The sequence below is a fragment of the Paenibacillus sp. MZ03-122A genome, from assembly GCF_024213325.1.
Taxonomy (GTDB): domain Bacteria; phylum Bacillota; class Bacilli; order Paenibacillales; family Paenibacillaceae; genus Paenibacillus; species Paenibacillus polymyxa_B.
This window is the reverse complement of record NZ_JANAVI010000014.1, coordinates 61,291-80,890: the sequence shown is the minus strand read 5'-3', so window position 1 is coordinate 80,890 and position 19,600 is coordinate 61,291. Positions and strand designations below refer to the sequence as shown.

The following is a 19,600-nucleotide window of genomic DNA, read 5'->3' as shown; positions in this document are numbered from 1 at the left end:
AAATGGCTCCAGGAGCGACAGGAAGGAGCGAAAAGACAATGACAGAACATCTACTGTCCGTCGAACAGCTGGAGGTCTCCTTTTTCACTCGTGAAGGGGAAAATCAGGCAGTTCGAGGGGTTAGTTTTCATATTGATGCTGGAGAAACGGTAGGAATCGTAGGAGAATCCGGGAGCGGCAAAAGTGTTACAGCGAAAGCGATCATGTCGATGATTGCCCCGCCGGGCAAGCGGCTGAACGGCGATATTCGTTACCGGGGACAAAGCCTGACCGCTCTGACGGAAAAGCAATGGCGCAAAATACGCGGAAACCAGATTGCAATGGTTTTTCAGGACCCGATGACCTCGCTGAATCCGGTCAAAAAGGTTGGCTATCACCTGGTCGAGGTGATTCGCAGACATCGAGGACTGAGCAAGGAAGCGGCTACGCAAGCAGCTGTAGAACTGCTGCGACAAGTAGGCATTACCGAGCCGGAGCGCCGAATGAACCAATACCCGCATCAATTCAGCGGCGGGATGCGCCAGCGGGTGATGATTGCCATGGCGCTCTCGTGCAGCCCGGAGCTGCTGATTGCAGATGAGCCGACTACAGCGCTGGACGTAACGATTCAGGCGCAAATCTTGGAGTTGCTCAAGACGCTAAAGCAGCAATCCGACATGTCGATTGCTCTGATCACCCATGATCTGGGCGTCGTCGCCCAGGTGTGTAGCCGTGTCATCGTCATGTACGGCGGCATGGTGATGGAGGAGGGGCGCGTGGACGATATCTTTTATCGTCCGGGCCATCCGTATACACAGGGCCTGCTGCGTTCTGTGCCCCAGCGCACGAACGGCTTCCGCGAGCGGCTGGTGCCGATTGAGGGCACGCCGCCGGACCTGCTGAACCCGCCATCAGGCTGTCCGTTCATGGAACGGTGCCCACACGCGTTTGCCCGCTGTGTGGAGCGGCCGCCGATGGTGGAGCTGCGCCCGGATCAGCGAGCAGCCTGCTGGTTGAACGAGCCGGACGCAGTGCCTGCCGGAGTCTGCGAGACGCCGAAAGCGGGCCACGCGGAAGGAGGGAATGACGGTGAGTGAAACAAACGATGTATTGGGTGAGCAACAGCCCTTGGTGGAGGTACACCAGCTTAAGAAGCATTTTGTGACCGCAAAGGATTTGTTAGGGCGTAGCTCTGAGGTGCTCAAGGCGGTGGATGGCGTGAGCTTTCAAATCAAGCGTGGCGAGACGTTCGGACTGGTCGGTGAGTCAGGTAGTGGGAAATCAACGGTTGGACGCTGTCTGACGCGATTATACGATTATACAGAAGGTACGGTACGCTTTGACGGTCAGGATATTTCCAAGCTGAACGATAAACAGCTCAAGCCGCTGCGTCGGCGTATTCAGAGCATTTTTCAGGACCCATATTCCTCTCTTAATCCGGGTATGAACGTGCTTGACCTGATCGGTGAGCCGATGGATATTCACAGATTGCATCAGGGTAGTGAGCGTAAAGATGCTGTAGTAGCTTTGCTTGAAAAGGTAGGGCTGAAGCGGGAGCATCTGTATCGCTACTCACACGAGTTCAGTGGTGGGCAGCGCCAGCGGATTTCCATCGCTCGTGCTCTCTCCGTGAACCCCGAGTTCATCGTCTGTGACGAGCCGATTTCAGCACTGGATGTGTCCATTCAGGCGCAGGTCATTAACACGCTGGAGGATCTCCAGCAGGAGTTCGGGCTGACGTATCTGTTCATCGCCCATGACTTGTCGATGGTGCGACATATTTCAGACCGAATCGGTGTGATGTACCATGGGCGACTGGTAGAAGTAGCCGATGCAGATGAACTGTATGAGCAGCCCGCTCACCCTTATACGCAGGCACTGCTATCCTCCATCCCTGTGCCTGATCCGAGAGCGGTCGGAGAGCAAGGGGGACTGGGAGGAGGCTTGGCCCAACCAGACGGTTCATTAGTATGGGACAAGGATAACAACAGTACAACCGAGCTGAGAGAAATCAGTCCCGGCCATTATGTAGCATACCCGGTTAACCTTTAGGGTTAAGAGCGGTTGTACGATGTGCATGACCCAAAGGAGGCAAAAAACGATGACTGAATCGACGAAAAGAGTACGTATTTCCCAATGGGACGCGCTCTTGCTGGAATCATTACGCTCTTTAGGCTGGTCCCAAGAGGAATTAATCCGTCGCGTGCAGCAAAATGAGCTGCCAACGGACGGACCATCCGATTTTGATTATACAGAGCTTGTCACCGGGCTGGCGTCCCAAGAGCCGGAGGTGTTTGTCAGCGCAGTAACGGATGGATATCAGATCAAGTACAATACGATCCGGGGCATTCGTTCGTGGATTGCCGTTGCGTTCGGGCGGGAGCCTGAGCTGTCACTGGAGGAAGGAAGCGAAGCCGTTACATCTGAACTGACGAAGGCTGAGTATGATCGGCTTGGGCGGGTACTGTCATTAGGCTGGGTCATCCAGGAAGTACGTCGCGCGGCGGGCGAGACTTCAGGATTATACCGAATTGTACCTGCTTCACAGACGAATTAAATCATGGGGATGGAGTAACACCATTCACCAGAAATGAAAACGAGCTGACCGTGAAGGCCAGCTCGTTTTTTTAATGCAATCCTTCTTCATCTTTTTTATTCAGCATAACCAGACTATTGTGAATGATCCGTGTCATGCAGTAAAAGAAGGCCATTCTGGTGGTTTGCACAATGGCTCCCAATAACATGGACATCGATTCCATATCGGGAGAGTGTTGGATAACAATCCGATTAATAATTCCTTCACCAAACCAGACAAAATATAGCGGAACAATCATCTTTTGAATATAACGGGCTTTGCCCTCCAATTCGGGGTGGAGCGCAAAGTACCTATAAATATGGGTGAATGTATTAGAGAATCCCCACAAGTTAATAAAAGGAATCATGCGAGCAATGGCTCCCACGGTACGAATCGGATAATCGGAATGCTTTTGCCGGATGGCTTTATGTACTTGAACTAGCCAGATCAGATAGGTTACAAAACACAAGTAGTACAGCACAAAGCTAAAAACTGTAAATTTTTGCTCCAGCTCGTATAGATGATCATAATAAAAATCATTTGCGTAGATATACACTAATGTAAAAATAAGGATGATAAATTCGCCTATAGTGCCCACTGCTAGTAAGGCTTGATGTACGCTGCCAGCTGTCTTGGATGGGAATGCTTTGGAATCTGGATCATTCAAGATGTATTTCCTCCCAGTCTAGTTGCTTCAAATACACGATAGCATCCTCCAGTGTTTCTACGGGGATAATGCGCAGCTTGAGTTCATGCTGTTTTTGAACTCGGGCAGCCTCTGCTTCGTTGCCTTCCTCACCGTACCATTCATAATCTGCCGGTACGAAGAATAGATCAACCTTTGCCGCCTCGGCTCCCAGCAGCTTTTGCTCCAGCCCACCGACCGATCCGACATCTCCGTATTCCTCCATCGTGCCAGAGCCTGCGATTTTGTGACGTCCGCCATCTGAAAAGTCGATATTATTGGCTTCCTCATACAGTCCGATACCTGTCATCAGACCCAAGGAATTTCCCGAAAGATCCTGCAAATGAGTCAATAGCTCCGCATAGCGAGCATCCTCCAATTTGTTAAGATTCGAGAAAGTCGCCGTAGCCCCAGCTGTGTCGCTGTCTACGCTTAATTCCGTCGCTGCATGTACGGCTTGCATGGCAGAATATTTTAGCGTGTCCGTCTCTGTAAGGTCCTTCAAATAAGAGTCCACTTCATCAGGGGCAAGAGGTTCAAATTTAATCGCTCCCCCAGATACATTTTCACTGGAATATACATTCCAACGCTCCAGGAGATTGTTAGCAATACCCGTTTGCACAGACGCAAAAAACACGCTTCCCTGAACGCCAAGATCTTTGACCGGATGCATTTCTCCCTGCAAAATATACTGCGCAGGCATAGGCCTTGTTCCAATAAAGGCAGCGATAGCGGGGATCAGCAGCAGCGCGAAGATGAGTATACGTTCTTTGTTTATGCCAAATATCTTTTTGAGGAGATATGGATTACGGCTTGGCACCTCATTCACAACCTTTCCAACTGTTCTCATACGGATATCATCGGTTGAAATGATTAGAAAGGTTACATTTTTCACCATAAATGACCGATATGAGTATAGTAATATTCATATTTTTTACGCTCTGCTAGATCATCAGACGCTCATTTTTTATGCTATATTTTATACATAAGGAAAATTTGAGAGTTGAGGTGCAGCATGACATCAATGACTATTGTCGAATCATCCGTCAAACCAGGATTAATGGCTTTTCAGGCAAGCACTGAAGATCAGGAGCAGGTTCAGGAGTTAATTTTAAAGACGGCCAGATGGCTGCACAGCAAAGGCTCTACGCAATGGGGACGCTTACTAAAAGGAAAAGATGATCATAACCTAGGCGGTGCTATTGCACGCGGAGAAGTGGTTATTTTCCGAGCATCAGAGGATCATGGCTTGGCAGGCGCAGTGATCTTGCAGCAGCAACCCAGTGCATGGGACCGTAAGTTGTGGGGACTAGACGAAACGGATTCTGAAGGAGGAACCTCAGTATATCTGCATCGTTTGGTTGTGGATCGCGATAGCACCGGGAAGGGGCTAGGCCGTGAGCTGATGCAATGGATTGAACGAGGCATCCACTTCACAGGCAAGGATCGAATCCGTTTAGACTGTATTGCGGGCAATGACAAGCTTAGCGAGTTTTACAGACAATGCGGTTATACGTATATAGGCGAAACGAACGGCTATAATATTTTTGAAAAGATGCTAATAAAGTCATAGAAAACGGAATCATACTGAAGGAATACGAAAGAAGGAAGCAGGTGATCTGCATTCTTCTTTTTTTGTTGTATAGCCCTTTACTTTCCCTTGGTCGCTGTCATATCAGAGCCCCAAAAGAAAAAATTTATATAAAAATGAAAATGGGGATATCGCGCCTCCCCCTCCTACATATGATGATAGGGAAAGTTTTGTAAGCGCTTCAAAAGAAGGATGACATACAACCATGCGAAGCTACAGGAGGCGGTTAAGGTGGACAATTACATGAGCTGGATAAAGATTGGATTTTTTCTCAGCGTTCTGTTTTTACTTGCAGCGGCATGCAGTACCTCTCCCAAAATAGAGAACACAGAAGGGCAAAAAGTGCGACTTACGATGCAGGCTTGGGGTAATCCTGCGGAGGTGAAGGTGTATCAGCGGGCGCTGGATGCATTTGAAAAGGAAAACCCAAATATCGAGGTTAAGCTGGTGCCTGTACCGGGAGACCAATATGAGCAAAAGCTGTTGACACAGCTTCAGGGAAGTCGCGGACCGGATGTGTTTTATTCGTATGAATCGACGATTGCGCGTTTGATCGGGGCGAAGCAGGTACAGCCTTTGGGTGAGTTTTTAAAAAGTGATGCGAGTGATGTGAAGGCTGAGGATTTTCCGGAAGGATTGTGGGGACCGGCAAAGCGTGATGGGGAAATTTATGGGGTCACTCCCGACTCAAACCCGATGGTCATGTATTACAACAAAAAGGTATTTAAGGAAGCAGGCGTGAAGACGCCGCAAGAATACTATGACGAAGGCAAGTGGAATTGGGACGCCTTTGAAGAGGTTACATCCAAGCTGAAGGCAGCCGGAAAGCAGGGTTATATTGCGGAAAACTGGTGGGCTCACTGGTATTCATGGGTGTGGTCGAATGGCGGTCAGATCTTTGATGAACAAGGCAAATATGTGCTGGACCACAATGAAAAGGGCAAGGAAGCCTTCGGTTTTATGTACGATATGGTGAAAAAGGGAAATGCGGTATATCTCGGCTCGCTTCCCAAAGGGCAAGGGGCTGACGCGATGTTCATGTCCAATCAAGTCGGTATGCTGGCGGCGGGAAGATGGCTGGAACCCTTGTTTAGCCAAAATAAAAGCCTCGACTTCGATTATATTTACTGGCCTTCCAACACAGGCAAAAATGAACCTGTCGCTATTCCGGTTGCCTATGTAGCTGTGAATAAAAATAGTCCGCATGTGCAAGAGGCCATGAAGTTAGCAGCATTCTACGTCTCTGTGAAGGGGCAGGAGGCCCGGCTGGTTGAAGGTGGGAATGCCATGGGTACGCTTGCTGCCGCAGATGAGAGCATTATGAAAAAGGCGACAATTGAGCATTCAAGCTATTTGACCGAAGGACGTAACATAGGGCATGCTCATGGATCTGCACTGGCCTATGATGCTCAGGTGCCAGGGCTGAACTCGGATATCACGGAAACCATCGACCTGATGTTCCTGGGCAAGCAGGATGCTGCGGCAACCATTGAAAAGTTGAATCAGATCATATCCAAGGCGGTCAAGTAGGCACGGGATGGGCCGTGACCGGGGAGGAAGGTGACAAGATGCAGAAAAAGCATCAAGCGCTGTGGGGCTATCTATTCATTGGCCCCCAGTTTTTGGGTCTGTTATGTTTTTCGCTGTTGCCGTTGCTATATGCGCTTTACTTAAGCTTTGTAAACTGGGATGGATTTGGCGTACCCTTGTTTGTCGGCTTGGACAATTTCAAGGGCCAATTATCTGATCCTGATTTTTGGAAGGCACTCATCAATACGATGTACTATATGGTGTTGGTCATCCCGGCGGGGATTATATTGGCTCTGCTCGTAGCCATCGTGCTCAACAAAGTGAAGGGCAAGGAAATTTATCGCTTGTTCTTTTTCATGCCTGTCGTAACCAGTTCGGTATCGGTTGGTGTCATCTGGATGTGGATACTGAACGGCGAATTTGGCATTTTAAATCATCTGCTGCGAGCGATTGGGATTACAGGCCCGATGTGGCTTACCGATACGCAGTGGGTGATTCCGTCGATTGCGCTTTTGAGCATATGGCTGGGACTGGGATATAATATGGTCATTTTTCTGGCAGGACTCCAGGGTATCTCCAAAAGCTATTACGAGGCAGCCGAAATTGACGGGGCCAGCAAGTTCCAGCAGCTAAGGTATATTACATTGCCGCTGTTGTCACCAACGACCTTTTTTGTGACCATCATGATGGTCATCAGTTCTTTTCAGGTGTTCGATCAGGCGTTTGTCATGACGAATGGAGGGCCAGCCAAAGCAAGCTATACGCTGGTGTACCACATTTATGATCAGGCGTTCATTGACTTCACGATGGGAGAAAGTGCTGCGGCAGCAATGATTTTGTTCGTGATCATTCTCGTATTTACACTGCTGCAATTTAAAATGCAAAAGAGGTGGGTGCACTATGGAGATTAGTTCCAGAGGTAGGGTATTCCTGCGCCATGTGCTGCTCGCTGTCGGCTCTTTAGTCATGTTTTTTCCATTCCTGTGGACTGTTCTCAGTTCCCTGAAGGATATTTCTCAAATTTTCGTCGTCCCACCTCAATGGATTCCTGATCCGTTCGTATGGAGCAACTATCCGGCATCGCTGGAGGCAATGCCCTTCGTGCATGCGTATATGAACAGCTTTTACATTACGGTGATCATCGTGACAGCGACACTGATTAGCGCGTCTATGGCGGCGTATGCTTTTGCTAAAATCCGATTTCCGGGCTCGAACATACTGTTTATCTTGTTCCTCGCTACGATGATGGTGCCCAAGCAGGTGACGATGATTCCGTTATATTTGGTGATGGATCGCATCGGTTGGCTGGATACACATTGGTCGCTGATCGTACCTGGAGCCTTGTTTAATGCATTCGCAGTGTTTCTGCTCCGCCAGTTCGTCATGGGCATCCCACGCGATCTAGAGGAAGCGGCGGTAATGGATGGGGCGGGCTACATTCGTATTTACTGGAGCGTCATCCTGCCACTCATTCGTCCGGCATTGGCGGCAATAGGGATTTTCACCTTTTTGGGTGCCTGGAACAGCTTTCTTGATCCGCTTATCTATCTCAATACACCGGAGAAATTCACGGTTCCGCTTTTACTTAACAATTTCAAAGGGTTATATACCGCCGATTGGTCACTGATGATGGCGGGTACCACCATTTCTGTCGTCCCGGTGCTAATCGTCTACATCATTGCCCAAAAGCAAATTATTGAAGGCATCACCTTGACGGGAATTAAGGGGTAGGGGCATCTCTCTACTCCTTTTTGTATTTTTTTCGGTACTGTAGTGGGGTGTGCCCGGTAAGGTGCTTGAATACACGACCAAAGTGAGCGATGCTGTCAAAACCCGTTTTTTCAGCAATGGAAGTCACTTTCCAGCTTGTTTCTCTTAAATACGCCCGAGCCTGCTGGACCCGCACATCCTGAAGATATTCTACTAAGGTAAAACCTGTTGTCTGCTTGAAAATACGGCATAAATACGTGCTGCTAATATAAAAATGCTCAGCCAGCTGATCTAGCGACAGGCTCTCGTCATAATGAGCATGCAGGTATGCGATGACCGAGTACACGCGCTGCTGCTTTTCGCTACGTTCCGGTGCAATGGTATCGGCAGTGGCCGATTGTATGCGCCGGATACGGATAAGGAGCTGGAGTAGCAAGCTCTGGAGATATAGCTGGCGGTAGGCATGTTCTTGGTGGTATTCATCTAGCATTTGCCGGAATAGGTGTTCCAGCTCGCATTGTTCTTCCGCGGAGGGGCGAAGCAGAAAGCTTTTCTCTGGCAGAAGAAGCTGGTTCTGATCGCTGGAGGGAGAGACGGTCATTGAAGAGGCTGCAAATTCTTCATCAAAGTTAATCAAAATCCGTTCATGGCTACCGCTACCCTTGTTACTCGTACGGTGAAAATCATGTTTGCTGATCCAAATCAGATCGCCCTTCTGGAGGGCGTATACCCGTTGATTAATGTAGTAGTAGCGCTCTCCTGCCAGCAAATAATAGATTTCGTGCGCTTGGTGGACATGGTCGGCGGACATGCTGAATGGCACCTTCCGCAACGTTTGCTCGATGGCAAAACGGGGTGTAGCGATCATATCGATAGTCTCCTTTAGTGAAAGAATACATAAGGATAATATATGTATATTTTACGGGAAAAATCATAATAAAAGCGAAGATTTTGCTCTTTCTTATACTATAAAATAAAAGCAATTCATGTAAAGGGTGTGAACCAATTGGCTAAAATCAAATATGCACTTGTGGGTACCGGAGGAAGAGCCGAATTTTTTTACGGTGAAGTTGTTACCGTTTTCAAAGATACCTCGGAGCTGATCGCGTTCTGTGACGTCAATCAGACGAGAATGGATTATGCCAATCGGCTGCTGCAGGAGAAATACGAGCATGAGCCGATTCCGACCTATAAAGCTCACGAGTTTGATCGAATGATCGCGGAGACGCAGCCGGATATCGTCATTGTCACGACCATTGACCGGGTACATCATCGGTATATTATCCGGGCGATGGAGCTGGGCTGTGATGTCATTTCTGAGAAGCCGATGACGGTGGATGAAGATAAATGCCAAGACATTTTGGATGCCATAGACCGCACGGGACGGAAGCTACGCGTCACCTTTAACTACCGCTATGCGCCGCATAATACGAAAATCCGTGAGCTGATCATGGACGGAACGCTCGGAGAGGTGCTGTCAGTCAATTTCGAATGGCTGCTGAATACACAGCATGGCGCGGATTATTTCCGTCGGTGGCACCGGGACAAGCGCAATAGCGGCGGTCTGCTGGTGCATAAATCGACGCATCATTTTGATCTGATGAACTTCTGGCTTGGCTCGAAACCGGAGACGGTGTATGCGATGGGGGATCTGAAATTTTACGGACGAGAAAATGCGGAGCAGCGTGGCGTGACGGAGTTTTATCAACGGGCTTACGGCAGCAAGGCAGCGGAAAATGACCCCTTTGCGCTACACCTGGACCGTAACGAGCATCTAAAAAGCATGTATCTGGATGCTGAGCATGAGGATGGTTATGTGCGGGATCAAAGCGTATTTGGCGACAATATCAGCATTGAAGATACGCTGAGTGTCATGGTGAAGTATCAGAACAAGACGGTAATGAACTATTCGCTGAATGCTTACATGCCTTGGGAGGGCTTTATCATCGTATTTAACGGCACGAAGGGACGGATGGAGGTTCGGGTATCCGAGCAATCCTATGTTAATTCCGGTGGCAGCAAGGCAGATGAGGGTGCGCTAAAAGAGAAGACCATCACCATCTATCCCCACTTTGCAGCACCTTATGAGGTCGAAGTGGAGGAAGGCCAGGGTGGTCATGGCGGAGGAGATCCAGTTATGCTGCGTGATATTTTCGATAAGCCGGCAGAGGATCGGTTCCATCGTGCGGCCTCACATATGGACGGTGCATGGTCCATTTTAACAGGCATTGCCGCCAACCGTTCTATGCGTACAGGTCAACCGGTGAAGGTGGAGGAACTGGTGCGCTTGTAATGAGCAGTAAATTTAATACCGAAAAGCCCCCTCTAACTAGATGAATAGAGGGGGCTTTTGGGGTGTATTTATATATAGAATGCACCTTACATCTTACGGCACTTTATTTTATTATTTATCGGCAGTCAGTTCCCGGGTTCCCAGTTGTTGTACAGGACGATGGTTATCGGGAAAAATGGCAGCAAACTGGTTGATTTGGTCTGCGGACATTTCAATAGGCTGCTCCAGCACTGTCCAATTTACATGTTCTGTGCATGGCGGGGTAGTCAGCGATCCATTGTAGCGAACGGAGTGCAGGTCTTTTGGCAGCAACGCAGCGAGATCTATTTCTTCATCTAGAGCCGCCGCTTCTTGGGAATTATCCTTCGGTAGTTTGGACCAAATGCGGTTGAAAGCCTTGTTTTCTTTGCCACTTTGGATAAGGACTCCTAAGACAGCTGTACTTCCGTTGTCGCTTTGATGGACAAAATGAAGCTCCATTTCAGCATTTTTACCATCTATTTGGTGTTCGCTCGGGTGATGAAAATGAAACTGCTTTAAAGTGAATTTAGTACCGTCCAGCATGATGCTATTGCTGGCATCAGCAACATTGATTTGCACAGTGTGCCCATTATTCAAAATGGATGCTTTCGTATTAGTGTAATGAACTTGCAGCGGTTGCTGCGTTTGCGATGCTTCCAAATGGGTATGCTCTATATTGACAGGAGATTGTTCGTGGCCGTTACCACAAGCAACAAAATCTTTTTCCAGCTCTCCCCAATGCTCCGGTCCCTGATCTCCTTCATAGGACCAGTGTGGGCCTTTCTGAACGACTGCATGAGCGTTGGTAGCTGATGAGGATGAAGTGCTGGTGGTACTAGAAATGGCGGGCTGTGAATTGCATCCTGTTACCGACACAACCAAGATAATGGCAAATATGCTGAACAGGCAACCTTTCCAGTTTTTTTTCATGTTTCTTTATCCTTCTTCCAAATAGAGTATGTGAAACTTTTTACATTGTAAATTATTGTACAAAGTTCCTACAAGGGTCCAAGGACTTAGAAAGAAGCATTTTTCGATTAAATAGTTTTAAGTTAGTAAGTTAGATTTATGTTTGTCCTTTTCGGGCAAAAGTTACTATAATAATGGAGTGTGCATTACAAAATAATTCCATATCTATTTAAAGGAGAGATCTACATGAAAGCAGCAATTGTTACAAAAGACAAGAAAGTCAGTGTAGAAGAGAAACCTTTACGCTCCCTGAAGCATGGGGAAGCGTTAGTCCAAGTCGAGTATTGCGGAGTTTGCCACACAGATTTACATGTGAAAAATGCGGATTTCGGTGATGTCACAGGCAGAGTTCTGGGGCATGAAGGTATTGGGAAAGTTATTGAATTAGGTGAAGGAGTAACCAGTCTTAAGATTGGTGATCGCGTAAGTATTGCCTGGATGTTCCAAAGCTGCGGTCACTGCGAATATTGCCTAACCGGGCGGGAGACGCTGTGTCGTGAAGTTAAAAATGCCGGATATACGGTAGACGGTGCAATGGCAGAGCAATGTATTGTCACAGCTGACTACGCGGTCAAAGTACCAGATAGTCTTGATCCTGCCGCTGCAAGTAGTGTAACTTGCGCAGGGGTTACCACATATAAAGCAGTTAAAGTAAGTGAAGTCAAACCAGGACAATGGATCGGTATCTTCGGCATTGGTGGCTTGGGTAACCTAGCTGTGCAATACGCCAAAAATGTATTCAATGCTAAAGTTGTAGCCTTTGACATCAGTGATGAAAAACTAGAACTGGCCAAACAAATTGGTGCTGACTATATCGTTAACAGCATGAAAGAAGATCCGGTCGCTCGAGCTAAGGAGTTAACAAACGGTGCTGGTCTGGATGCAACCGTGGTTACTGCTGTTGCCAAAACACCTTTCAACCAGGCCATCGACGTTGTGAAGGCCGGCGCGCGTGTCGTAGCTGTAGGTCTCCCAACCGATAAGATGGATCTGGACATTCCACGTCTGGTTCTGGACGGCATTCAAGTTATTGGATCCTTGGTCGGCACACGTGAAGACCTTAAAGAAGCGTTCCAGTTCGCTGCAGAAGGTAAAGTTGTCCCTCTTGTACAAAAACGTCCGCTCGAAGACATTAATGAGATCTTCGAGGAGATGGAGCAGGGCAAAATCCAAGGACGCATGGTCATTGATTTCACAAATTAAAATGATGTCCAATTCGTAACCCTTGGAATTCGGAGAGAGAAAGCGCCTGCTGATGTATTGTAGGCGCTCTTTTTGGCTTTACAACTTATTCAGAATGTTATCTTCCAAAACCGCAGATTTATCCCCGTATTCTTTAATAATATGTCTTTCTCCCCAAGCACAAAGAGAATCTAAAATGCCTTTCAGACTACATCCATATTCACTAAGCTCGTACTCCACCTTGGGTGGAACCTGATTATAGCTAATCCGATTGACAATGCCGTCTTCCTCTAATTCACGAAGCTGCTGAGTCAGCATTTTTTGGGTTATGGAAGGCATCATCCGTTTTAATTCGCTTGTCCGCATCTTTCCATGTGTCAAATGACACAGAATGACGCATTTCCATTTCCCCCCGATCACCTCTAACGTCGCCTCAACAGAGATATTGTATTTTTTCTTCACCAATGCCGATCCCCCCCATGTGTATCGCTTCTGTTATACATACCTTAACAGCCTGTTTTAATTAAAAAGAACTTTATTTAGGGTACTTTTTAGTACCTATATCACTAAAAAGTACGTACTGTTCATATTTGCTTGAATAACTCATAATAACATCTGCTGGTCGAAGATTTCTATAGATAGGAGTGAAAAACATGTCGCCAGAATCAAAACGAAGTATCTGGCCATTACTGGCTCTAGCCGTAAGCGCCTTTGCGATTGGGACAACTGAGTTCATCAGCGTGGGACTGCTTCCCCTGATTGCTGAAGACTTGCACATATCTGTAACGATGTCTGCACTAACTGTAACGCTGTATGCATTAGGGGTCACCATCGGGGCACCTGTCTTGACCTCATTAACATCAAGTGTTCCCCGTAAAACGTTGCTGCTGTGGATCATGATTATATTTATTGCAGGCAACAGCCTCGCTGCGGTCTCTAGCGGAATTGCCTTGCTACTGATTGCACGTGTGATCTCGGCGTTCGCTCATGGGGTGTTCATGTCCATCGGTTCCACCATCGCGGCCGATCTTGTGCCGGATGATCGGCGAGCGAGTGCGATTTCCATTATGTTCTCCGGGTTGACCGTAGCCACGGTTACAGGCGTACCTTTGGGTACCTACATGGGGCAGCAATGGGGTTGGCGGGCAGCATTTATGGCGATTGTGGTCGTCGGTGTAGTGGCACTCATCGCCAATCTGATTCTGCTGCCATCTACGCTGCGCAAAGGGAACAAGACTCCTTTCCGCGAGCAGGTCAAACTGGTCACCAATGGTCGCTTGCTACTCGCATTTATCATTACAGCTTTGGGGTATGGAGGCACATTTGTGGTATTTACTTATTTATCTCCATTACTTCACGGCATAACCGGATTTCAGCAAAGTACGGTAACGTTTATACTTTTGCTGTATGGAATTGCGATTGCCATCGGGAATGTTATTGGCGGAAAAGCAGCAAACCGCAAGCCGCTTTCAGCTTTGTTTTACATGTTTCTGATTCAAGCAGTGATCCTGTTTCTCCTGTTGTTCACGGCACCTTTTAAAACGGCAGGACTGATTACGATCTTATTTATGGGATTGCTTGCGTTTATGAACGTGCCCGGGCTACAGGTATATGTCGTCATGTTAGCCGAACGGTTTGCACCCAAAGCTGTCGATGTTGCCTCTGCTGTTAATATTGCAGCTTTCAACGCAGGGATAGCAATCGGAGCTTATGTAGGCGGGATTGTAACGGATTCACTCGGTCTCATTCATACGGCCTGGATCGGGAGCATTATGGTTTTCGTTGCGGTTTTGCTCACAGGCTGGAGTCGTATGCTCGAAAAAAGGGATACAACCCCCATTACAGGTTAAAGCTTTTAAAAAATAGAGAGGAAGATTCAAAATGACACAAAACTTACAAAGCACAACATTGTTAAACAACGGAGTTCGCATGCCTTGGTTTGGGATCGGGGTATTTAAAGTGGAAGAAGGTTCGGAGTTGGTCGATGCTATAAAGGCTGCTGTAAAGCATGGCTACCGCAGCATAGATACAGCTGCAATCTATGCGAATGAAAGCAGTGTAGGGCAGGCTATTCAGGAAGCCCTTCAGGAAAATAATCTGTCCAGAGAAGATCTGTTCGTCACGTCCAAAGTGTGGAATGCAGATTTAGGCTATGAAGAGACACGAGCCGCTTATGAAGCCAGTCTGGACAAGCTGGGTCTGGAATATCTGGATCTATATCTGATTCATTGGCCAGTTCAAGGAAAGTATAAAGAAGCTTGGAGAGCGTTGGAATCCTTGTATAAAGAAGGACGGATTAAGGCAATTGGAGTCAGTAACTTCCAGGTTCATCATTTGGAAGATCTCATGAAGGATGCGGAAATTAAGCCCATGATCAATCAGGTGGAATTCCATCCACAATTAACGCAAGCCGAGCTGTTACAATTCTGTCAAAAGAACGACATTCAAATGGAAGCTTGGTCTCCGTTAATGCAAGGCCAATTGCTCGATCATCCGGTACTGCAAGACATAGCGACCAAGTACGGCAAATCGGTGGCGCAAGTGATTTTGCGCTGGGATGTGCAGCAGGGAGTTGTCACTATTCCCAAGTCTACCAAGGCGCATCGGATCGTGGAAAATGCCGACATTTTTGACTTCGAACTGACGCGCGAGGATATGGATCGAATCCAGGCGTTAAATGCCGATCTTCGGGTAGGTCCAGATCCGGATAACTTTGATTTTTAAAATTACGTTCATCATGAGACGCCGTTTCCTTCTTCACTGAAGGGACGGCGTTTTGTTTGTGCATGATGGGTCTGGGGCTACAGCAATCCAATCCCGCCATATGGTATTATAGGGTTATATGAAAAGAGACGTTTTGGAAGCTTGTGAATACGAAAAATCACCGGGGGACTTCATGAATAAGACGATTGCAGATATAGCCCAAATGGCTGGCGTATCCAAGAGCACGGTATCCCGTTTTTTGAACGGCGGGTCTGTCAGCGTGGATACGAAACGAAAAATTGAAAAAGTGGTTAAAGCCACGGGCTATGTGCCCAATGCCTTTGCCCAGAGTCTTAAGGCGAAGCGGACCAACATCATCGGCACCGTTGTGCCGCGTCTAGATTCTTTTGCGACATCTCATACGCTGATGGGGATTGATGAGGAACTGCGTTCTCAGCATTATCAGATGCTGATCTCTAATACGAGCCAGGATGTACAGCGTGAAATCGAAGCCATTTATGAGCTGGGAAGACAAAAGATTTCGGGTATCATTTTGCTGGCTGCTCAAATTACAGACGACCATCTGACCGCGATTCGTGACATTGGTATTCCGGTGTTGCTGGTGGGCCAGCAGCACGAGCAGCTTCATAGCCTGATCCATGATGACTATCGTGCAGGATATGATATCGGCACGTACGTTTTGTCACAGGGACATCGCGAAATTGCCTACGTTGGTGTTACTGAAAAGGATGTTGCCGTCGGTGTGCAGCGCAAGGAGGGCTTTAGGCAGGCTGTTCGCGATGCATTGCCTGCGGAGTCTCATACGGACGATGCGATGCGAGCAGCAGGGTATGATATCAGATACTATGAGACCGGATTTAAAATGTCCGATGCACGGATTGCTGCCTCCGCCATTTTGGACCATTTCAAGCCAACGTTAATGGTGTGTGCTACGGATAATATCGCGCTGGGCGTAATCAATGCGGCTTATTCCAGAGGGATTGTCATCCCGTCGGATTTGTCGGTAACTGGCTTTGGGGGATACGATATTACGGAGGTCATTCACCCTGCCCTGACAACCGTTCAATATCCGTATATGGAGGCTGGACGTGTAGCAGCGCAAAATATTATGCGGCTGGTAGAACATAAATCGGTAGAAAAAGTGACGGTCATGAATTATTCTCTTATCGAAAGAGAAAGCGTTGACAAACGCTGAACAAGTGGATTATAATTTCTACGAAACCGGTTCCATAGCATTCGGGCACAAATGGAATCGGTTGCAAATCCATGGATGAGCATTTTTTTAATCGTATGGGAACCGGTTCCGATAGATTTTTTTTCATTGAGTTGGAACCGGTTCCTGAAGCGAAAGTTTTAATAAAAATGAGGTACACCTATGAAAATGACAAGAGAACAAAAGTATCGAATGATCGAGCAGGCAGAACCCGGTGAAATAGCCAGCTTGAAGGAGAAAGTGGAGCAATGTCACTGGCGGCAGGCGTTTCATATCCAGCCACCGACAGGTTTGCTCAATGACCCCAATGGCTTTTCATATTACCAAGGTGAATACCACTTATTCTATCAGTGGTTTCCGCTCGGAACGGATCACGGGATGAAATATTGGTATCACTTGAAATCCAATGATTTGGTCACATGGAATAGTGCGGGCATTGGCATCGCACCTGGGGATTATTTTGATTCACATGGGGCTTACTCGGGCAGCGCACTGGAGCATGAGGGCAAATTATATATGCTGTATACGGGAAATGCACGAGATGAAGACTGGATCAGACATCCTTATCAATGTATGGCTGTTATGGACGAGAACGGTCACATTACTAAATGGGAGCACCCCGTTATTTCCAATGTGCCAGAAGGGTATACAGACCATTTTCGTGATCCCAAGCTATGGAAAGACGGCGATAGCTTTTACTGTGTAATTGGTGCCCAAAGGACGAATTTAACAGGCTGCGCCGTCCTCTACCGATCAACCGACCTTCGTACGTGGGAGTTTGAGGGAGAATTGTGTACAGGCCTGGAGTCGTTTGGCTACATGTGGGAATGTCCAGATTATTTTGAACTGAACGAAGCGGGAGTCTTGATCTTTTCTCCTCAGGGCTTGGAGCCTTCTGGGGATGAAAATCGCAATATTTATCAATCGGGCTACGTAATCGGCAAGCCGCTGGATACCGGAACAAGAACGCTGGAGCACGGTGCATTCCACGAGCTCGATAGAGGCTTTGACTTCTATGCGCCACAGACGATGATTGACCCACAGGGGCGGCGTATTATGGTGGCATGGATGGGCCTGCCGGATATCGAATATCCCACAGATCCGAACGGATGGGCTCATTGTCTGACATTACCAAGGGAGCTTACGCTTCATGAGGGCAAACTCTTGCAGCGGCCGATCCCTGAGCTGACTACGCTGCGTAGAAATCGTGAGGATCGGGTAGCTGACACGTTATTTTCAGAGAGCAAAACCTATGAAGGATTTACAGGTACGGCCTATGAGCTGATCTGTGAGGTAGATCTTTTGAGCGCTAAGGTGTTTGGTATTGAATTCCGTGCGAGTGAGACTGAGAAGACGGTGATTAAATATAATGCCGTCAGTCGCAAACTTGTATTGGACCGTTCGCAATCGGGTGAGCCTGTAGCCACTTCGTATGGTGAGGTACGGCAGTGTCCATGGGATAAAGATCATATCAAACTACATTTGTTTGTAGATGCGTCTTCAGTTGAGATTTTCGTCAACGATGGGGAAGAGGTGTTCACCAGTCGTATTTTTCCGCATCCAGAGAGTGACGAAATACGCTTTTTTGCCGACAAGGGAGAGGCTCTCTTCCAGGCGGTAAAATGGGATTTTACATGAGTAGGCTAAAACATCAAGTGGTTCGTTAATCATCAAATATAACGGAATGAACGAGGGGATGAACATCATGGCGGAAAACAGAGAAATAGCTAAAGAAGTGATCCAGGCAATCGGTGGGCAAGAAAATATTGCATCTTTTGCTCATTGTGCGACGCGCTTGCGGATTATGGTGCATGACAAGGAGAAGATTGATCAGAAAAAAGTTGAGGAGATCGACAAGGTCAAGGGTGCTTTCTTCAATTCCGGACAATATCAGATTATTTTTGGTACAGGTACGGTAAATCGAATTTTTGAAGAGGTCGAAAAGCTTGGCGTGACCGGTTCATCTAAAGAAGAGGTGAAGAGTCAGGCGAAAAAGGAAGGCAACGTCTTCCAACGCTCCATTCGTACCTTTGGCGATGTGTTTGTACCCATTATTCCTGTGCTGGTTGCTACGGGGCTGTTCATGGGGCTACGTGGCTTGCTCACTCAGCCGCAAATTCTCGCTCTACTCGGCATGACGCCACAGGACATTTCACCCAATTTTCTATTATACACACAAGTATTAACGGATACAGCCTTTGCTTTTCTGCCCGCGTTAGTCGCATGGTCAGCCTTTAGAGTATTCGGCGGTAGTCCAGTGCTGGGTATCGTTCTCGGTCTGATGCTGGTAAACCCGGCCTTGCCCAACGCTTATAGTGTTGCGGACGGCTCAGCCCATCCGTTGACGATGTTCGGGTTCATTCCTGTAGTGGGCTATCAAGGCTCGGTATTGCCAGCTTTCTTCGTGGGCTTGATCGGAGCCAAGCTGGAGCGGGTGCTGCGCAAACGGGTGCCTGAAGCGCTAGATCTGATTCTCACACCGTTTTTAACACTGTTGATCATGATCACTTTGGGATTGTTTGCCATCGGTCCGATTTTCCATTCACTCGAAGAATGGGTGCTGCACGGAACAACGTTTGTGCTGGATTTGCCTTTCGGTATTGCAGGGATTGTCATCGGTTTCTTGCATCAGATTATCGTCGTTACAGGTGTGCATCATATATTTAATTTCTTGGAGATTCAACTGCTTGAAAAGAATGGCGTAAATGCCTTTAACGCCATCATTACCTGCGCTATGGCTGCTCAAGGTGCTGCCTGTCTGGCGGTTGGACTGAAAACGAAGAATAGCAAGCTGAAAGCGTTAGCGCTTCCTTCCTCATTGTCTGCTTTTCTGGGGATTACGGAGCCGGCTATTTTCGGGGTCAACCTGAGATACATGAAGCCATTTGTTATGGGCCTTATCGGTGGGGCGGTTGGCGGTTTTATCGCTTCTGTCTTCCATTTGGCGGCTACAGGCATGGCAGTTACGGTCATTCCAGGCACGTTGCTCTACATGAATCATCAGCTTCCGCTTTACATTTTGGCGAACTTGACTGCTATGGTTGTAGCCTTTGTCCTGACCTGGATGTTTGGCTATAACGATAAAATGTTGAAAGAGGTCAAAACAGCGGGTTCCTCCAATTAACACC

At 47.7% G+C, this 19,600-nt stretch carries 19 protein-coding genes; 14 read left to right on the top strand and 5 right to left on the bottom strand.

The window, feature by feature from the left end:
* Nucleotides 1-38 precede the first annotated feature (38 nt).
* The 3 genes from NLX74_RS21760 to NLX74_RS21750 are packed head-to-tail and all read left to right on the top strand — an operon-like array spanning nucleotide 39 to nucleotide 2,536.
* On the top strand, nucleotides 39-1,076 hold the full coding sequence (locus NLX74_RS21760) for an ABC transporter ATP-binding protein (RefSeq protein WP_254330115.1): 1,038 nt from the start codon (nucleotides 39-41) through the stop codon (nucleotides 1,074-1,076).
* The gene (locus NLX74_RS21755) at nucleotides 1,069-2,031 is read left to right on the top strand and encodes an ABC transporter ATP-binding protein (protein WP_442952045.1); all 963 of its coding nucleotides are present in this window, start codon (nucleotides 1,069-1,071) and stop codon (nucleotides 2,029-2,031) included. Before NLX74_RS21760 ends, NLX74_RS21755 begins: the two co-directional genes overlap by 8 nt.
* 49 nt (nucleotides 2,032-2,080) lie before the next feature.
* Nucleotides 2,081-2,536, top strand: a complete 456-nt coding sequence (locus NLX74_RS21750) for a hypothetical protein (RefSeq protein ID WP_254330111.1) — start codon at nucleotides 2,081-2,083, stop codon at nucleotides 2,534-2,536.
* A gap of 70 nt (nucleotides 2,537-2,606) precedes the next feature.
* Here NLX74_RS21750 and NLX74_RS21745 read toward each other — a convergent pair whose 3' ends face one another.
* The gene (locus tag NLX74_RS21745; RefSeq protein WP_254330109.1) at nucleotides 2,607-3,221 is read right to left on the bottom strand and encodes a hypothetical protein; all 615 of its coding nucleotides are present in this window, start codon (nucleotides 3,219-3,221) and stop codon (nucleotides 2,607-2,609) included.
* Complete coding sequence (locus NLX74_RS21740) at nucleotides 3,214-4,089, bottom strand: hypothetical protein (protein ID WP_254330108.1); 876 nt, start codon at nucleotides 4,087-4,089, stop codon at nucleotides 3,214-3,216. The genes NLX74_RS21745 and NLX74_RS21740 overlap by 8 nt, the downstream gene beginning before the upstream one ends.
* A 165-nt stretch (nucleotides 4,090-4,254) precedes the next feature.
* Here NLX74_RS21740 and NLX74_RS21735 point away from each other — a divergent pair, with 165 nt between their 5' ends.
* From NLX74_RS21735 to NLX74_RS21720, 4 genes are all read left to right on the top strand, one after another.
* Complete coding sequence (locus NLX74_RS21735) at nucleotides 4,255-4,812, top strand: GNAT family N-acetyltransferase (RefSeq protein WP_250267213.1); 558 nt, start codon at nucleotides 4,255-4,257, stop codon at nucleotides 4,810-4,812.
* A 249-nt stretch (nucleotides 4,813-5,061) separates the two neighbouring features.
* Complete coding sequence (locus tag NLX74_RS21730; RefSeq protein WP_061830761.1) at nucleotides 5,062-6,360, top strand: ABC transporter substrate-binding protein; 1,299 nt, start codon at nucleotides 5,062-5,064, stop codon at nucleotides 6,358-6,360.
* A gap of 38 nt (nucleotides 6,361-6,398) precedes the next feature.
* A complete protein-coding gene (locus NLX74_RS21725; RefSeq protein WP_061830759.1) occupies nucleotides 6,399-7,271 on the top strand; it encodes a carbohydrate ABC transporter permease in 873 nt (290 codons plus the stop codon).
* Nucleotides 7,261-8,091 carry a carbohydrate ABC transporter permease gene (locus NLX74_RS21720; protein WP_254330106.1) on the top strand — a complete coding sequence of 277 codons (831 nt, stop codon included), beginning with the start codon at nucleotides 7,261-7,263 and terminating at the stop codon, nucleotides 8,089-8,091. The genes NLX74_RS21725 and NLX74_RS21720 overlap by 11 nt, the downstream gene beginning before the upstream one ends.
* 10 nt (nucleotides 8,092-8,101) lie before the next feature.
* Here the strand turns inward: NLX74_RS21720 and NLX74_RS21715 are convergent, their stop codons facing one another.
* On the bottom strand, nucleotides 8,102-8,938 hold the full coding sequence (locus tag NLX74_RS21715; protein WP_254330100.1) for a helix-turn-helix transcriptional regulator: 837 nt from the start codon (nucleotides 8,936-8,938) through the stop codon (nucleotides 8,102-8,104).
* Nucleotides 8,939-9,076: 138 nt separating this feature from the next.
* Between NLX74_RS21715 and NLX74_RS21710 the strand changes: the two genes are divergently transcribed.
* The gene (locus tag NLX74_RS21710; protein ID WP_254330092.1) at nucleotides 9,077-10,363 is read left to right on the top strand and encodes a Gfo/Idh/MocA family protein; all 1,287 of its coding nucleotides are present in this window, start codon (nucleotides 9,077-9,079) and stop codon (nucleotides 10,361-10,363) included.
* Nucleotides 10,364-10,474: 111 nt separating this feature from the next.
* Here the strand turns inward: NLX74_RS21710 and NLX74_RS21705 are convergent, their stop codons facing one another.
* Entirely contained in the window at nucleotides 10,475-11,314 is an 840-nt protein-coding gene (locus NLX74_RS21705) for a carbonic anhydrase (RefSeq protein WP_254330090.1), read from the bottom strand.
* A 225-nt stretch (nucleotides 11,315-11,539) separates the two neighbouring features.
* Between NLX74_RS21705 and adhP the strand changes: the two genes are divergently transcribed.
* Nucleotides 11,540-12,556: an alcohol dehydrogenase AdhP gene (gene adhP / locus NLX74_RS21700; protein WP_061830749.1), complete on the top strand. Its 1,017-nt coding sequence runs from the start codon at nucleotides 11,540-11,542 to the stop codon at nucleotides 12,554-12,556.
* A 78-nt stretch (nucleotides 12,557-12,634) separates the two neighbouring features.
* On the opposite strand, the gene NLX74_RS21695 is transcribed toward adhP, so the two are convergent.
* Entirely contained in the window at nucleotides 12,635-13,000 is a 366-nt protein-coding gene (locus NLX74_RS21695) for a winged helix-turn-helix transcriptional regulator (RefSeq protein WP_254330089.1), read from the bottom strand.
* 188 nt (nucleotides 13,001-13,188) lie between these two features.
* Between NLX74_RS21695 and NLX74_RS21690 the strand changes: the two genes are divergently transcribed.
* The 5 genes from NLX74_RS21690 (at nucleotide 13,189) to NLX74_RS21670 (ending at nucleotide 19,596) form a co-directional block, all read left to right on the top strand.
* Complete coding sequence (locus NLX74_RS21690) at nucleotides 13,189-14,385, top strand: MFS transporter (protein WP_254330087.1); 1,197 nt, start codon at nucleotides 13,189-13,191, stop codon at nucleotides 14,383-14,385.
* Nucleotides 14,386-14,416: 31 nt separating this feature from the next.
* A complete protein-coding gene (locus NLX74_RS21685; protein WP_254330081.1) occupies nucleotides 14,417-15,259 on the top strand; it encodes an aldo/keto reductase in 843 nt (280 codons plus the stop codon).
* A gap of 172 nt (nucleotides 15,260-15,431) precedes the next feature.
* Nucleotides 15,432-16,454 (top strand): LacI family DNA-binding transcriptional regulator, encoded by a 1,023-nt coding sequence (locus tag NLX74_RS21680; protein WP_254330079.1) that lies wholly within the window; start codon nucleotides 15,432-15,434, stop codon nucleotides 16,452-16,454.
* A gap of 180 nt (nucleotides 16,455-16,634) precedes the next feature.
* Nucleotides 16,635-18,110 (top strand): glycoside hydrolase family 32 protein, encoded by a 1,476-nt coding sequence (locus NLX74_RS21675; protein WP_254330077.1) that lies wholly within the window; start codon nucleotides 16,635-16,637, stop codon nucleotides 18,108-18,110.
* Between the two features lie 67 nt (nucleotides 18,111-18,177).
* A complete protein-coding gene (locus NLX74_RS21670) occupies nucleotides 18,178-19,596 on the top strand; it encodes a sucrose-specific PTS transporter subunit IIBC (RefSeq protein WP_254330076.1) in 1,419 nt (472 codons plus the stop codon).
* Nucleotides 19,597-19,600: the final 4 nt, after the last annotated feature.